This is a genomic window from Burkholderia sp. L-4, assembly GCF_056856535.1.
Window position 1 is genome coordinate 3098322 of sequence record NZ_JBXEOX010000001.1, and the last position, 15045, is coordinate 3113366.

At 66.8% G+C, this 15045-nt stretch carries 12 protein-coding genes; 1 reads left to right on the top strand and 11 read right to left on the bottom strand.

All coding sequences use genetic code 11. The annotated features are described in order from the left end of the window. Nucleotides 1–63 precede the first annotated feature (63 nt). The 11 genes from aspS to AC1VVG_RS14505 all read right to left on the bottom strand — a co-directional run bounded on the left by aspS (nt 64) and on the right by AC1VVG_RS14505 (nt 12936). Complete coding sequence (gene aspS, locus AC1VVG_RS14455) at nt 64–1866, bottom strand: aspartate--tRNA ligase (protein WP_034189003.1); 1803 nt, start codon at nt 1864–1866, stop codon at nt 64–66. A 67-nt stretch (nt 1867–1933) separates the two neighbouring features. Continuing rightward, entirely contained in the window at nt 1934–2584 is a 651-nt protein-coding gene (locus AC1VVG_RS14460; protein WP_034189002.1) for a DUF502 domain-containing protein, read from the bottom strand. A gap of 61 nt (nt 2585–2645) precedes the next feature. Then, nucleotides 2646–2993, bottom strand: a complete 348-nt coding sequence (locus AC1VVG_RS14465; protein WP_034189001.1) for an FmdB family zinc ribbon protein — start codon at nt 2991–2993, stop codon at nt 2646–2648. Nucleotides 2994–3088: 95 nt separating this feature from the next. Next, nucleotides 3089–3715 carry a class I SAM-dependent methyltransferase gene (locus AC1VVG_RS14470; protein ID WP_069706264.1) on the bottom strand — a complete coding sequence of 209 codons (627 nt, stop codon included), beginning with the start codon at nt 3713–3715 and terminating at the stop codon, nt 3089–3091. Nucleotides 3716–3733: 18 nt separating this feature from the next. Beyond that, nucleotides 3734–5311 (bottom strand): ubiquinone biosynthesis regulatory protein kinase UbiB, encoded by a 1578-nt coding sequence (gene ubiB / locus AC1VVG_RS14475; protein ID WP_034188999.1) that lies wholly within the window; start codon nt 5309–5311, stop codon nt 3734–3736. 12 nt (nt 5312–5323) lie between these two features. After that, nucleotides 5324–5950 (bottom strand): ubiquinone biosynthesis accessory factor UbiJ, encoded by a 627-nt coding sequence (locus AC1VVG_RS14480; protein WP_482835787.1) that lies wholly within the window; start codon nt 5948–5950, stop codon nt 5324–5326. A gap of 164 nt (nt 5951–6114) precedes the next feature. Continuing rightward, entirely contained in the window at nt 6115–7146 is a 1032-nt protein-coding gene (locus AC1VVG_RS14485; RefSeq protein ID WP_482835788.1) for a Tim44 domain-containing protein, read from the bottom strand. Nucleotides 7147–7187: 41 nt separating this feature from the next. Further along, the gene (ubiE, locus tag AC1VVG_RS14490; protein ID WP_049030826.1) at nt 7188–7919 is read right to left on the bottom strand and encodes a bifunctional demethylmenaquinone methyltransferase/2-methoxy-6-polyprenyl-1,4-benzoquinol methylase UbiE; all 732 of its coding nucleotides are present in this window, start codon (nt 7917–7919) and stop codon (nt 7188–7190) included. Between the two features lie 52 nt (nt 7920–7971). Then, nucleotides 7972–8385 (bottom strand): gamma-butyrobetaine hydroxylase family protein, encoded by a 414-nt coding sequence (locus AC1VVG_RS14495; RefSeq protein WP_034188995.1) that lies wholly within the window; start codon nt 8383–8385, stop codon nt 7972–7974. Beyond that, nucleotides 8382–8825 (bottom strand): HIT family protein, encoded by a 444-nt coding sequence (locus tag AC1VVG_RS14500; protein ID WP_049030829.1) that lies wholly within the window; start codon nt 8823–8825, stop codon nt 8382–8384. Before AC1VVG_RS14500 ends, AC1VVG_RS14495 begins: the two co-directional genes overlap by 4 nt. A gap of 85 nt (nt 8826–8910) precedes the next feature. Beyond that, nucleotides 8911–12936: a DUF3683 domain-containing protein gene (locus tag AC1VVG_RS14505; protein ID WP_049030827.1), complete on the bottom strand. Its 4026-nt coding sequence runs from the start codon at nt 12934–12936 to the stop codon at nt 8911–8913. A gap of 574 nt (nt 12937–13510) precedes the next feature. Between AC1VVG_RS14505 and ilvA the strand changes: the two genes are divergently transcribed. Further along, a complete protein-coding gene (gene ilvA, locus AC1VVG_RS14510) occupies nt 13511–15034 on the top strand; it encodes a threonine ammonia-lyase, biosynthetic (protein WP_482835789.1) in 1524 nt (507 codons plus the stop codon). Nucleotides 15035–15045: the final 11 nt, after the last annotated feature.

The window sequence follows — 15045 nt, forward strand, 5'->3', positions numbered from 1 at the left end:
GCTGCGCCTTTTTCATCTGCGTCGTGTGGGCATGACCGCACACGCGACCGGATGCCGAACGCGTTATGCCTTCGGCTGCTCCGGCTGGCGCAGGCGGATATGCAGTTCGCGCAGCTGACGCTCGTCGACCGGGCTCGGCGCTTGCGTGAGCAGATCCTGCGCACGCTGCGTCTTCGGGAACGCGATCACGTCGCGGATCGAATCGGCGCCGGCCATCATCGTGACGATGCGGTCGAGACCGAACGCGATACCGCCGTGCGGCGGCGCGCCGTACTGCAGCGCGTCGAGCAGGAAGCCGAACTTCAGTTGCGCTTCTTCCGCGCCGATCTTCAGCGCGCGGAACACCTTGCTCTGCACTTCTTCCTGGTAGATACGCACCGAGCCGCCGCCGATTTCCCAGCCGTTCAGCACCATGTCGTACGCCTTCGCGAGGCAGCGGCCCGGGTCGGTCTCGAGGTACTCGAGGTGCTCGTCCTTCGGGCTGGTGAACGGGTGATGCGCGGCGACGTAGCGGGCGTCTTCGTCGTCGTATTCGAACATCGGGAAGTCGACGACCCACAGCGGCTTCCAGCCGGCCTGGACGAGGCCGTTCGCCTTGCCGAACTCCGAGTGGCCGATCTTCAGGCGCAGCGCGCCGAGGCTGTCGTTGACGACCTTCGCGCGGTCGGCCGCGAAGAAGATGATGTCGCCGTCTTCAGCGCCGGTGCGCTCGAGGATCGCCGCGATCGATGCGTCGTGCAGGTTCTTGACGATCGGGCTTTGCAGGCCGTCGCGGCCCTTCGCCTTCTCGTTGACCTTGATCCAGGCGAGGCCCTTCGCGCCGTAGATGCGCACGAATTCCGTGTAGCCGTCGATGTCGCCGCGCGACAGCTCGCCGCCCTTCGGCACGCGCAGCGCCGCGACACGGCCGTCCTTCGCGTTGGCCGGCGTGCTGAACACCTTGAAATCGACGTCCTTCATCGCGTCGGTCAGCTCGGTGAACTCGAGCTGCACGCGCAGGTCCGGCTTGTCCGAACCGAAACGCGCCATCGCTTCCGAATACGGCATCACCGGGAATTTCGCGTCGAGCTCGACGTCGATCGTCGTCTTGAAGATATGACGGATCATGTCTTCGAACAGGTCGCGGATTTCCTGCTCGCCGAGGAACGACGTTTCGCAGTCGATCTGCGTGAATTCCGGCTGACGGTCGGCGCGGAGGTCTTCGTCGCGGAAGCACTTGGTGATCTGGTAGTAACGGTCGAAGTTCGCGACCATCAGCAGCTGCTTGAACAGCTGCGGCGACTGCGGCAGCGCGAAGAACTGGCCCGCGTTCACGCGCGACGGCACGAGGTAGTCGCGTGCGCCTTCCGGCGTGCTCTTCGTCAGCATCGGCGTTTCGATGTCGATGAAACCCTGCTCGTCGAGGTACTTGCGCGCCTCGATCGCGACGCGGTAGCGCAGGCGCAGATTGTGCTGCATCTGCGGACGGCGCAAGTCGAGCACGCGGTGCGTGAGGCGGGTCGTTTCCGACAGGTTGTCGTCGTCGAGCTGGAACGGCGGCGTGACCGACGCGTTCAGCACGTTCAGTTCGTGGCACAGCACTTCGATCTTGCCGCTCTTCAGGCCGGCGTTGACCGTGCCTTCCGGACGATTGCGCACGAGGCCCTTGATCTGCACGCAGAACTCGTTGCGCACGCCTTCGGCGGTCGCGAACATCTCGGCGCGATCCGGGTCGCACACCACCTGCACGAGGCCTTCACGATCGCGCAGGTCGATGAAGATCACACCGCCGTGATCGCGGCGGCGCTGCACCCAGCCGCACAGCGACACGGTTTGGCCCAGCAGGTGTTCGGTCACGAGACCGCAGTATTCAGTACGCATCGACATGATGTTTGCTTTCGTTCGGTTTGATCAACGGGCGCCGCAACGCGCGGCCCGGGCGATGATTCTTTACTTACAGCGGCGGCTCGACGGGGCGGCGGGCGGGCGCCGGTACCGGCGCCGGAGGCGCCACGACGCCCATCGAGACGATGTACTTGAGCGCGGCATCGACCGACATGTCGAGTTCGACGACTTCGCTCTTCGGCAGCATCAGGAAGAAGCCCGACGTCGGGTTCGGCGTCGTGGGCACGTACACGCTCACGTACTCTTCCGTCAGATGGTTGACCACGTCGCCGCCGGGTGTACCGGTCAGAAACGCGATCGTATACGAGCCGCGGCGCGGGTATTCGATCAGCAGCGCCTTGCGGAACGCGTTGCCGCTGCTCGACAGCAGCGTGTCCGACACCTGCTTGACGCTCGTGTAGATCGGCCCGACGACCGGGATGTGACGCACGACCGCATTCCACCACGTGACGAGCTTCTGGCCGATGAAATTCTGCGTGGCCAGCCCGACCACGAAGATGAACGCGATCGTCAGCACCGCGCCGATTCCCGGCAGATGGAAGCCGAGCATCCGCTCGGGCTGCCACGATTCGGGCAGCAGGAGCAGCGTCTGGTCCATCGTGCCGATGATGAGGCCGAGCACCCACAGCGTGATCGCGAGCGGGACGAGGACCAGCAGGCCGGTCAGAAACACCGTTTTCAGGGTCGTCTTTTTCATCATCTGCCGTCAATGAACCGCGCCAGCGGCGCGGGTTGGTCGCGACCCGGCCGGGCCGCGACGGTCAACTGCTGGCGGCGGGCGCTGCAGCCGGTGCCGGCGCCGCGCTCGTCGTCGTACTGGCGGAAGGGCTTGCCGCAGCCGGTGCGGCGGCGGCCGGCGCGGCTTCCGCCGGTGCTGCCGGCGCCGCGTCGCCCGACGCCGTCGCCGGTGCGCTGGTGCCGCCCGAGCCGCCGCGAAAATCGGTGACATACCACCCCGAGCCCTTCAGCTGGAACCCGGCGGCGGTCACCTGCTTGCGAAAAGCATCCTTCCCGCATTCAGGGCATTGCGACAGCGGCGCGTCGCTCATCTTCTGGAGCACGTCCTTCGCGAAACCGCACGCTTCGCATCGATAGGCGTAGATCGGCATGATATTTTTCCCGCAGAAACTGGAAACGGCTTGCAAAACCTTGAATTATAGCTGAAACCCCGGCGCGCTCCGGCAATCGCAGCGACGCCCGCGCATCAGCGGCGGCGCCACGTGAGCCAGCGCTCGTGTCCTTCGAACACGGCCAGCGAATCGGTCACGGGCAAATCCTCGATCAGCTCGAAGTACGGCGTGAGCAACGCGTCGAGTTCCGCGCGCTCGATCCCGAACGGCGGCCCCTTCGGCTTCGCCGTCACGAAGAAATAGCCGGCCAGCAAACCGTCCGCGGGCAGCAGCTCGGCCATGCGTGCCGCATAGTCGGCGCGCATGGCCGGCGGCAACGCGCACAGGAACGCGCGCTCGTACACCCACTGCACGTCGAACGGCGGTCGGTACGTAAAGAAATCGGCCTGCTCGACGACGTCCGCATGCGCGCCGAGCTGCGCCTTCGCGGCGGCCACCGCCTGCGCGGCGAAATCGATCGCGCGCACCGGCCAGCCGGCCTGCGCGAGCCACCCCGCCTCCTGCGCGCTGCCGCAGCCGGGAATCAGCACCGTGCACGGCTCGAGCCGGTGCGCGAACGCGCGAAAGCCGCCGGGCACGCCGCCGAATTCCCACGGCGTCACGCCGCGCTCGAAGCGCTCGTCCCAGAACGACGCGTGGCCGGGGTCGCGCGTCGCGAACTCGGCGGCGGTCGGGACAGGCGGTTGCTTCGGATCGGACATCGCGGTGCTCCTTTCGGTCTAGGCGCCGTATGCGAGCGCGAACAGCACCCGCGCGACCAGCGCCCCGACACCGACCGACAGGCCGAAGATCAGCAGCGCCTGCAGCAGCCGGTTGGTCCGTTTCTGCTCGACGAGGATCTGGCGCATCAGTTCCTCGCTGGCGGCGCGGGGTGCGTCGTGACGCGCCGCCATCGCGTGATGGATCAGCCGCGGCAGTTGCGGCAGCGTCTTGCTCCACTGCGGCGCCTCGACCTTGAAACGCTCATACCAGCCGCGCAGGCCGATCTGCTCGGTCATCCAGCGCTCGAGGTACGGTTTCGCGGTCTTCCACAGGTCGAGTTCCGGGTCGAGCGAGCGGCCGAGCCCTTCGACGTTCAGCATCGTCTTCTGCAGCAGCACGAGCTGAGGCTGGATCTCGACGTTGAAGCGGCGCGACGTCGAGAACAGGCGCATCAGCACCTGGCCGAGCGAGATGTCCTTCAGCGCACGGTCGAAATACGGCTCGCACACCGCGCGGATCGCGCTTTCGAGCTCCTCGACACGCGTCTCGGGCGGCACCCAGCCCGATTCGAGGTGCAGCGTCGCGACGCGGTGGTAGTCGCGCTTGAAGAACGCGAGGAAGTTCTGCGCGAGGTAGTTCTTGTCGAAATCGGACAGCGCGCCGACGATCCCGAAATCGAGCGCGATATAGCGGCCGAACGTGTTCGGGTCGAGGCTCACCTGGATGTTGCCGGGGTGCATGTCCGCATGGAAGAAGCCGTCGCGGAACACCTGCGTGAAGAAGATCTCGACGCCTTCGCGCGCGAGCTTCTTGATGTCGACGCCGGCCGAGCGCAGCGTCTCGACCTGGCTGATCGGCACGCCGGTCATGCGCTCCATCACGAGCACCTGCGACGTCGAGAAATCCCAGAACATCTCGGGCACGAGCAGCAGGTCGAGGCCCGCGAAGTTGCGGCGCAGCTGGCTGCCGTTCGCGGCCTCGCGCATCAGGTCGAGCTCGTCGTGCAGGTACTTGTCGAATTCGGCGACGACCTCGCGCGGCTTCAGGCGGCGGCCGTCGGCCCACATGCGCTCGGTCCATGTCGCGATGTCGCGCATCAGCGCGAGGTCGGAATCGATCACCGGCAGCATGTTCGGGCGCAGCACCTTCACCGCGACGGCCTTGCCCGCGTGCACGCCCTGCTTCAGCTTCGCGAAATGCACCTGCGCGATCGACGCGCTCGCGATCGGCTCGCGCTCGAATTCGTCGAACAGCTCGTCGACCGGCGCCCCGAGCGACTTCTCGATGATCGCGATCGCGACGGCCGAATCGAACGGCGGTACCTGGTCCTGCAGCTTCGCGAGTTCGTTCGCGAAATCGACCGACAGCAGGTCGCGGCGCGTCGACAGCACCTGGCCGAACTTCACGAAGATCGGGCCGAGGCTCTCGAGCGCGTGACGCAGCCGCACGGCGGGCGGATCGGAATAGCGGCGGCCGATCGTCGTGATCCGCAGCAGCAGCTTCACGCGCCGGTCGTCGATCCGGGACAGCATCACTTCGTCGAGGCCAAAGCGGATGACGGTGTAGACAATCTTGATGAAACGGAAAATGCGCATGCCCTGCGGCCCTCAGTGCGCGCCGCGCGGGCCTGGGCCCGTGCGCGCGCCGATTTTTTGTTCGAGTCGCTCGACCCGCTTTTCGACCCGCGCGAGCGCATCGCGTGCGCGCGCCAGATCGGCGTCGAAGCCGCCGAGCGACGCGCGCCGGACGACTTGCGGGTTTTCGTCGAGCCAGTATTCGGCGACGGATTCGAGCACGTTGCGGCCGGTGCGTCGCGCGCGGGCGCCGGCATCGCGCACGACCGTCGCGATCCGGTATGCCGCCGCGTCGCCGACCAGCTTCGCGAGATCTTCTTCAGGTTCCCAGCGCAGGTGCTCGGCCAGCTTCACGATCTGCGTCGCGAACTCCGCGTCGCCCTCGATCTTCACGTGCTTCATCACGGCCGCCTGGCCGCCCTGCAGGAACGCGGCGACGGTGTCGCCCGCGAGCGCGATCGACACGTCGACCTGTTGCGCATCGTGCGCGTCGACGGCCGACAGATAACCGTCGGGCTGCACCAGCAGCGTGAGCGTGACGGGAGGCACGTCGATCCGGGCAGTCTTGCCCGCATAGGGAATCAGGCGATCGCGCGCCCATGATTCGCGCGCGAGCAGGTGATTGACGGCAGCAGCAAAAGGCTTGGCGGCAAAGGTCATCGGGCTGGGAAAGAAAAAACCCGCGCAGGCCGGGCGCCCACGCGGGTTTCTATTGTAACGTCGGATCGTCGGCAGACCGTGCCCGACCGTACACCCGGGCGGCAAGCGGTCGCAGTGCGGCGGCCGTCGCCCGGGTGCCCGGCGGCGCGGGCCGCCGGTCACGCTCAGAGCGTGTTGATCTGCTGGATACCCGCGAGCAGCCAGCCCTGGCTGCCCGACTTCGACAGGTTCCACACCTCGTCGAACGGGGCGGCCGACGCGCTCGCCGATTCGCGGATCAGGCCGTGGAAGCGCACGCTCGCCGACTGCTCGATGCCGCGATCCTCGATCGCGACCAGCTCCGCGTCGAGCTGCACGACGTCGGTCTGGTTCGCCTCGTTACCGCGCGAATCGAGGTCGATCTTGATCTCCGCGAACATTTCGGGCGTCGTGAACTCGCGGATGTCGGCCAGGTTGCCCTGGTCCCACGCCGCCTGCAGGCGCACGAAGTAGACCTTCGCGCTGCGCAGGAACGCTTCGGTATCGAAACCGGCCGGCACCTGGAGCGGCGCCGCCGCAGCCGCTGCCGCGCCGGCGGCCGCCGCGCCGCCGCCGAACACGCCCTGCGCTTCGTTCGCATAGCTGCTGCCGCTGCCCGCGTAGCTGCCGCCGGCATTGCCCTGCTGGAACGACGGGCTTTGCGAGTAGCCGCCCGACGACGACGCCGAGCCGCCGACCGAGTACGCCGGCTCTTGCGGGCGACGGCGGTTCATGAACTTGCGGATCAGCCAGATGCCGATCGCCGCAAGCAGCGCGATCACGATGACGTTCGCCATCATGCTCGCGAACGCGCCGCCGAGGCCGAAGTGCGACAGCAGCGCCGCGATGCCGAGACCGGCCGCGAGGCCGGCGATCGGCCCGAGCCAGCGCGAGCGGTTGGGCTGCGCAGCCGGCGTGGGCGCGGCCGGGTTCGCACGCTGCGCCTGCGACGGCGCGGCCTGCTGCATCGGCTGCTGCGCGGGCGGCGTGGCCTGGCGCTGCGTGACGGTGGAGTTCTGGCGGCCGATGCTGCGCCCGCCGCCCATGCGCTTGGCTTCAGCGTCGAGCGATGCGAACGTGCCGGCCGTGAGCAGGCCGACCATCAGCAGCGTGCCGACCCGTCGAGCCCACGGCTTCGACGGCTTGCTACGGTTGAACAACGGACGCGTTTCGGACATCAGCTTCTCCAGATGTAAGGCGAATGTATGGAAAGAACCCCTTAGTACTTGGTTCCTAGGTGTAAAGCTACCACGCCACCTGACAAATTGTAATATTTGACGGCATCGAGGCCCGCTTGTTCCATCATCGTCTTCAGCGTGTCCTGATCGGGGTGCATCCGGATAGATTCAGCAAGATACCGATAACTTTCAGCATCTTTCGCGAACTTGTCGCCAAGCCACGGTAATACTTTGAAAGAATACAGATCGTACGCTTTTTTCAGCGGATCCCAGACTTTCGAGAATTCCAGCACCATCACGCGGCCGCCAGGCTTCGTCACGCGACGCATCTCGGCCAGCGCGACGTCCTTGTGCGTCATGTTGCGCAGCCCGAATGCGACCGTGACCACATCGAAATAGTTGTCCGGAAAGGGAATCTTCTCCGCGTCGCACAGCAGCGACGGCGTCACGATCCCCTTGTCGAGCAGCCGGTCGCGGCCCACGCGCAGCATCGATTCGTTGATGTCCGTATGCCACACCTCGCCCGTCGGGCCGGCCGCCTTCTTGAACGACTTCGTCAGGTCGCCGGTGCCGGCCGCGATGTCGAGCACCTTGAAACCGGGGCGCACGTTCGCCTGCGCGATCGTGAACGCCTTCCACGCGCGGTGCATGCCCGCCGACATCAGGTCGTTCATCAGATCGTAGTTGCTCGCGACCGAATGGAACACGCCCGCCACTTTCTTCGCTTTTTCGTTTTCCTCGACGCTTTCGAAGCCGAAGTGGGTTTTGCTCATCGCGTTGATCCTCAGTAAATGGCAGGACGGCGCCGAGCGGGCGCCGTCGATTTCAGTGGCAGTGGCCGTGCGACGCGGAGGCCGCCTGCATCGGGGCGTCGCGCTCGACGCCTGCCGCCTTCAGTTTGTCGAAATAGTCGCGCCACAGCGCGTCCTGCTGCGTCGCCAGCTCGTACAGCAGGTCCCACGAGTAGATGCCGGTCGAATGGCCGTCGGAGAACGTCGGCTGCAGCGCGTAGTTGCCGACGCCCTCGAGCGCCGTGATCGTCACCTCGCGCTTGCCGGTCTGCAGCGTCTCCTGGCCGGGCCCGTGGCCGCGCACCTCGGCCGACGGCGAATAGACGCGCATCAGCTCGAACGGAATCCGGTAGCTGTCGCCGTTCGGGTACTGCAATTCGAGCACGCGCGATACCGCGTGCACGACGACGCCGGACGGAATCGGCGTCGTGGAAGTCAAACCGCTCATGGCTGCCTCGAATCGGTCATGCGTTGAATTTCCTCGCGCACCGCATTGTGCAGCAGCGAGGCCTGCGCGGCGCGCGTGCGCAACAGCGCCTCTGACACGCTGCGCTGGCGCGGCGCCCAGACGGGCTGCGGGAAATGGGCGTCGTTGGAAAAGCGCGGGATCACGTGCCAGTGCACGTGCGGCACCATGTTGCCGAGGCTCGCGAGATTCACCTTGTTCGGCTGCATCACGCGGCGCACGGCCCGTTCGACCGCGTAGACCACGCGCATCAGATGTGCCCGCTCGGGCTCGCCGAGATCGGAGAACTCGGCCACGTGCGTGCCCCAGATCACCCGGCAGAAGCCCGGATAGTCGTGCTCGCCCGTCGCGAGGACGACGCGCAGCACGTCGTCCTGCCAGAGCACCTCGCCGCCGTCTTCACGGCAAAACACGCATTCCATCGTCGCTCCCATGTGGACAGGCGCCGGCATGACTGCGCCGGCGCCCGCTCATTTCCGGCCCGGTCGGGCGGTCGTCATGCCCGCATTAGACCAGCACGCGCTCGATCCCGCCATTGTTCGCACGTGCGACATAATCGGCCATCCAGTTCTCGCCGAGCACCTGGCGCGCGATTTCGACCACGATGTAGTCGGCCTCGAGATTCGCGTCCTCGCTGTAGCGCGACAGGCCCTGCAGGCACGACGGGCAGCTCGTCAGGATCTTCACGTCCGGCCCGTTCGCGGCCGCGGCGGCCGGCGCCGGCGCAGCGCCGGCCACCACGGGAATCGCACGCAGCTTCGCGGCGCCCTTGCGGATCTCCTCTTCCTTGCGGAAGCGCACCTGCGTCGACACGTCCGGGCGCGTGACCGCGAGCGTGCCCGATTCGCCGCAGCAACGGTCGTTCTTCTCGATCCTGTAGCCGTCCTTCTCCGAGCCCATCAGCTCGTTGACGAGCTTCACCGGGTCCATCGTCTTGATCGGCGTGTGGCACGGGTCGTGATACATGTAACGCGTACCCGACACGCCGTCGAGCTTCATCCCCTTCTCGAGCAGGAATTCGTGGATGTCGATGATCCGGCAGCCCGGGAAAATCTTGTCGAATTCATACCCGGCAAGCTGGTCGTAGCAGGTGCCGCACGACACGACGACCGTCTTGATGTCGAGGTAGTTCAGCGTGTTCGCGACCCGGTGGAACAGCACGCGGTTGTCGGTGACGATCTTCTCGGCCTTGTCGTACTGGCCCGAGCCGCGCTGCGGATAACCGCAGCACAGGTAGCCCGGCGGCAGCACCGTCTGCACGCCCGCTTCCCACAGCATCGCCTGCGTCGCGAGGCCGACCTGCGAGAACAAGCGCTCGGAGCCGCAGCCCGGGAAGTAGAACACCGCTTCCGAATCGACGGTCGTCGACTTCGGGTTGCGGATGATCGGCACGATCTTGTTGTCCTCGATGTCGAGCAGCGCGCGCGCCGTCTTCTTCGGCAGGTTGCCCGGCATCTTCTTGTTGACGAAGTGGATCACCTGCTCGACGACGGGCGGCTTGCCGGTCGTCGCGGGCGGGTGCTGCGTCTGCTTCGTCACGACCTTCTTCAGCATGTCGTTCGCGAAGCGCTGCACCTTGTAGCCGACGCCCATCATCACGGTGCGCGCGGCGTTGATCGTCTGCGGATTGGTCGCGTTCAGGAAGAACATGCCCGCCGCGTTGCCGGCGTTGAACTTCTTCTTGCCCATCTTGCGCAACAGGTTGCGCATGTTCATCGTGACGTCGCCGAAGTCGATCTTCACCGGGCACGGCGTCGCGCACTTGTGGCACACCGTGCAGTGGTCGGCCACGTCGTTGAACTCGTCCCAGTGCTTGATCGACACGCCGCGGCGCGTCTGCTCCTCGTACAGGAATGCCTCGACCAGCAGCGACGTCGCGAGGATCTTGTTGCGCGGGCTGTACAGCAGGTTCGCGCGCGGCACGTGGGTCGCGCACACCGGCTTGCACTTGCCGCAGCGCAGGCAGTCCTTCACCGAATCGGCGATCGCGCCGATGTCGGACTGCTGCATGATCAGCGATTCGTAGCCCATCAGCCCGAAGCTGGGCGTGTACGCGTTGCGCAGGTCGGCGCCGTCGAGCAGCTTGCCCTTGTTGAAGCGGCCGTTCGGGTCGACGCGCTGCTTGTATGCGCGGAATTCGGCGATCTCGTCGTCGGTCAGGAACTCGAGCTTCGTGATGCCGATCCCGTGCTCGCCGGAGATCACGCCGTCGAGCGAGCGCGCGAGCTTCATGATGCGCGCGACCGCCGCGTGCGCGTCCTGCAGCATCTCGTAGTTGTCGGAGTTGACCGGGAGGTTCGTGTGGACGTTGCCGTCGCCCGCGTGCATGTGCAGCGCGACGAACACGCGGCCGCGCAGCACGCGCTTGTGGATCGCCTGCGCCTCGTCGAGGATCTGCTTGAACGCGCCGCCGTTGAAGATCGCGCGCAGTTCCGCGCGGATCTCCTGCTTCCACGAGATGCGGACCGTGCGGTCCTGCGTGACGTGGAACACGGTCGCGCCCGGCTGTTCGTCCGCGCGATCCGCGAACTTCTCGGCAAGCGCCTCGTAGCCGAGCTGCACGAGGTAGTGCTGCGCCTCGCGCAGCGGCTGGTCGAGCCGGTCGCGCACGAATTCCCAGCGCGCGCGCACGCGCTTGAGCAGCTCCAGCGCCTGCTGCACGCGGTCTTCCAGCAGCTCCGCGCTCGGGATCTCGTTCGCGTCGTCGGTCTTGCCGAGCGGCAGGTTGCCGCCGCGGAAGAACGTCTCGAGCGCGTCGACGAGCTGCAGCTTGTTCTTCAGCGACAGCTCGATGTTGATCCGCTCGATGCCGTCGGTGTACTCGCCCATCCGGTTCAGCGGGATCACGACGTCTTCGTTGATCTTGAACGCGTTGGTGTGCTTCGCGATCGCGGCCGTGCGGCTGCGGTCGAGCCAGAAGCGCTTGCGCGCCTCCGCGCTGATCGCGACGAAGCCTTCGCCGCTCTTGCCGTTCGCCATCCGGATCACTTCGGACGTCGCGTGCGCCACGGCGTCGGCGTCATCGCCGACGATGTCGCCGATCAGCACCATCTTCGGGAATGCGTTGCGCTTGCTCTTGGTCGCGTAGCCGACCGCGCGCAGGTAGCGCTCGTCGAGGTGCTCGAGGCCCGCGAGGATCGCACCGCCCTGCTTCGACGTTTCGAACAGGTAGTCCTTGATCTCGACGATGCTCGGGATCGCCTCGCGCGCCTGGCCGAAGAACTCGAGGCAGACGGTGCGCGTGTGCGCGGGCATCTTGTGCAGCACCCAGCGCGCGGACGTGATGAGCCCGTCGCAGCCTTCCTTCTGCACGCCCGGCAGGCCGGCGAGGAACTTGTCGGTCACGTCCTTGCCGAGCCCTTCCTTGCGGAACCGGCGCCCCTCGATCTCGAGCATTTCGGTCTTGAGCAGCTTCTCGCCCGGCGCGTACGCGCCGTCGAACCACTTCAGCTCGAAGCGCGCGACCGCGATGTCGTGGATCTTGCCCTGGTTGTGCTCGTGGCGCGTGACTTCGAGCCAGTTGCCGTCCGGGTCGACCATCCGCCACCAGGCCAGGTTGTCGAGCGCGGTGCCCCACAGCACAGCTTTCTTGCCGCCCGCGTTCATCGCGACGTTGCCGCCGATGCACGACGCATCGAGCGACGTCGGATCGACCGCGAACACGTAGCCGGCCGCCTCGGCCGCCTCGGTCACGCGGCGCGTGACGACGCCCGCGCCGGAGAAGATCGTCGGCACCTTGTGCGCGACGCCCGGCAGTTCGGTCAGCTCGACCGCGCCGAGCTGTTCGAGCTTTTCGGTATTGATGACGGCCGAGAACGGCGTGAGCGGCACCGCGCCGCCCGTGTAGCCGGTGCCGCCGCCGCGCGGGATCACGGTCAGGCCGAGCTCGAAGCAGGCCTTGATCAGTGCCGCGATCTCGGCCTCGGTATCGGGCGTCAGCACGACGAACGGGTATTCGACGCGCCAGTCGGTCGCGTCGGTCACGTGCGACACGCGCGACAGCCCGTCGAAGCGGATATTGTCCTTCTCCGTGCAGCGGCCGAGCGCCTTGGTCGCGCGGCGGCGCAGGTCGGCCATCTTCTCGAATTCGTCGGCGAACTCGTTGACCGCCCGCTGCGCGGCGGTTTCGAGCATCTCGACGCGCGATGCGCGCTCGCGGCCCGCCTCGTCGCGGTGCTCGGTGAGATCCGCGCTGCGGCGCTTGCCGATCTCGGTCAGGCGGTGGTTCAGCGCCTCGATCAGCAGCGCGCGGCGCTTCGGATTGTCGAGCAGGTCGTCCTGCAGGTAGGGGTTGCGGCGCACGACCCAGATGTCGCCGAGCACTTCGTACAGCATCCGTGCCGAGCGGCCCGTGCGGCGCTCGGCACGCAGTTCGTCGAGCACCGACCACGCCTCTTCGCCGAGCAGGCGGATCACGATCTCGCGATCCGAGAAGGACGTGTAGTTATAGGGAATCTCGCGCAAGCGGGGCGCGGGGTCGGCGGCGACGGCGGCGGCCGCGCCATGCGGATCGAAAACTTGTGGTGCGTTCATGTTCGGACGACTCGGAGGGCCGATACACCGTGCACGGGCGTCGGCAAGCGCGTGGGCGCAATCTTGGGGAAATCTGTTCTGTTACCAGGCGCGCGGCTGTCCTTCATGGGGCCGGAGCGGGCGGTTCGCCCCTCCTGGCCGGCGACAGGGCCTGGCGGCACTCGGAACGATCAGCACGATCGCGCGCGGCGCGCATGCCGTTCGGCCGCGGGGCTGGCTGCGCGCGGCGTCGGCTTCAACGGTGCGATCCGAGGGTGCCTCTGCATCTTCCGATCCTTGATTCAAAACGGAATTCTAACCCATGATCGGCCCGTCCGTGGCACGCCGGACAGGTCGTGGGGCTATCGCCGCGAGCCGCACCGGACGGGGCTCGGCACGGTTTGGCTCGATCATTCGCCGTCCGTCCGGTCGGTAACCGTGCGGTTAAGCCGGCAGAAAAGGCGCGCCCGGCGCCGCGAACGCCCGGCCCGCCCCCTTCGCGGCCGCCCGCCCGGCATGCCGCTTGCGTGCGGGCGGACCCTTGGCGCTATCATTGATCCTTTACCGTCTGCATCCGCACTGCACGCGAGCGTCCATGGCATCCCACGATTACCTGAAGAAAATCCTCACCGCGCGCGTCTACGACGTCGCGATCGAGACGGAACTCGAACCCGCCCGCAACCTGTCGGCCCGGCTGCGCAATGCCGTTTACCTGAAGCGCGAGGACAACCAGCCGGTGTTCTCGTTCAAGCTGCGCGGCGCGTACAACAAGATGGCGCACATTCCGGCGGACGCGCTCGCGCGCGGCGTGATTACGGCGTCGGCCGGCAACCACGCGCAGGGCGTCGCGTTCTCGGCGGCCCGGATGGGCGTCAAGGCCGTGATCGTCGTGCCGGTCACGACCCCGCAGGTGAAGGTCGATGCCGTGCGCGCGCACGGCGGCCCGAGCGTCGAGGTGATCCAGGCGGGCGAATCGTACAGCGATGCCTATGCGCACGCGGTCAAGGTGCAGCAGGAACGCGACCTCACGTTCGTCCACCCGTTCGACGATCCGTACGTGATCGCCGGCCAAGGCACCATCGCGATGGAGATCCTGCGCCAGCACCAGGGCCCGATCCACGCGATCTTCGTGCCGATCGGCGGCGGCGGGCTCGCGTCCGGCGTCGCCGCGTACGTGAAGGCCGTGCGCCCGGAGATCAAGGTCATCGGCGTGCAGGCCGAGGATTCGTGCGCGATGGCGCAGTCGCTGGACGCCGGCGAGCGCATCGAGCTCAGCGAGGTCGGCCTGTTCGCCGACGGCACCGCGGTGAAGCTCGTCGGCGAGGAAACCTTCCGGCTGTGCCGCGCATTCCTCGACGGCGTCGTGACGGTCAACACCGACGCGCTGTGCGCGGCGATCAAGGACGTGTTCCAGGACACGCGCAGCGTGCTCGAACCGTCCGGCGCGCTCGCGGTGGCCGGCGCGAAGCTGTACGCGGAACGCGAAGGCGTCGAGAACCAGACGCTCGTCGCGGTCACCTCCGGCGCGAACATGAACTTCGACCGGATGCGCTTCGTCGCCGAGCGCGCGGAGGTCGGCGAGGCGCGCGAAGCGGTGTTCGCGGTCACGATCCCCGAGGAGCGCGGCAGCTTCAGGCGCTTCTGTTCGCTCGTCGGCGACCGCAACGTCACCGAGTTCAACTACCGGATCGCCGATGCGCAATCCGCGCACATCTTCGTCGGCGTGCAGATCAAGCGCCGCGGCGAATCGGCGGAGATCGCCGCGAACTTCGAGTCGCACGGCTTCAAGAGCGTCGACCTGACGCACGACGAACTGTCGAAGGAACACATCCGCTACATGGTCGGCGGCCGCTCGCCGCTCGCGCTCGACGAACGCCTGTTCCGCTTCGAATTCCCCGAGCGGCCGGGCGCGCTGATGAAGTTCCTGTCGTCGATGGCGCCGGACTGGAACATCAGCCTGTTCCACTACCGCAACCAGGGCGCGGACTACAGCTCGATCCTCGTCGGGCTGCAGGTGCCGCAGGCCGATCGCGCCGAATTCGAACGCTTCCTCGCGGCACTCGGCTATCCGTATGTCGAAGAGAGCGCCAACCCGGCTTACCGCCTCTTCCTGTCGTAAAGGCGTCACAC

What these genes read in the sequence shown, in the direction of transcription:
- AC1VVG_RS14480 (WP_482835787.1), bottom strand. Translation starts at nt 5,950, where the DNA reads ATGACCTTTGCCGCCAAGCCTTTTGCTGCTGCCGTCAATCACCTGCTC.
- AC1VVG_RS14500 (WP_049030829.1), bottom strand. Translation starts at nt 8,825, where the DNA reads ATGGAATGCGTGTTTTGCCGTGAAGACGGCGGCGAGGTGCTCTGGCAG.
- AC1VVG_RS14460 (WP_034189002.1), bottom strand. Translation starts at nt 2,584, where the DNA reads ATGATGAAAAAGACGACCCTGAAAACGGTGTTTCTGACCGGCCTGCTG.
- AC1VVG_RS14485 (WP_482835788.1), bottom strand. Translation starts at nt 7,146, where the DNA reads ATGTCCGAAACGCGTCCGTTGTTCAACCGTAGCAAGCCGTCGAAGCCG.
- ubiE (WP_049030826.1), bottom strand. Translation starts at nt 7,919, where the DNA reads ATGAGCAAAACCCACTTCGGCTTCGAAAGCGTCGAGGAAAACGAAAAA.
- ubiB (WP_034188999.1), bottom strand. Translation starts at nt 5,311, where the DNA reads ATGCGCATTTTCCGTTTCATCAAGATTGTCTACACCGTCATCCGCTTT.
- AC1VVG_RS14495 (WP_034188995.1), bottom strand. Translation starts at nt 8,385, where the DNA reads ATGAGCGGTTTGACTTCCACGACGCCGATTCCGTCCGGCGTCGTCGTG.
- AC1VVG_RS14505 (WP_049030827.1), bottom strand. Translation starts at nt 12,936, where the DNA reads ATGAACGCACCACAAGTTTTCGATCCGCATGGCGCGGCCGCCGCCGTC.
- ilvA (WP_482835789.1), top strand. Translation starts at nt 13,511, where the DNA reads ATGGCATCCCACGATTACCTGAAGAAAATCCTCACCGCGCGCGTCTAC.
- AC1VVG_RS14465 (WP_034189001.1), bottom strand. Translation starts at nt 2,993, where the DNA reads ATGCCGATCTACGCCTATCGATGCGAAGCGTGCGGTTTCGCGAAGGAC.
- aspS (WP_034189003.1), bottom strand. Translation starts at nt 1,866, where the DNA reads ATGTCGATGCGTACTGAATACTGCGGTCTCGTGACCGAACACCTGCTG.
- AC1VVG_RS14470 (WP_069706264.1), bottom strand. Translation starts at nt 3,715, where the DNA reads ATGTCCGATCCGAAGCAACCGCCTGTCCCGACCGCCGCCGAGTTCGCG.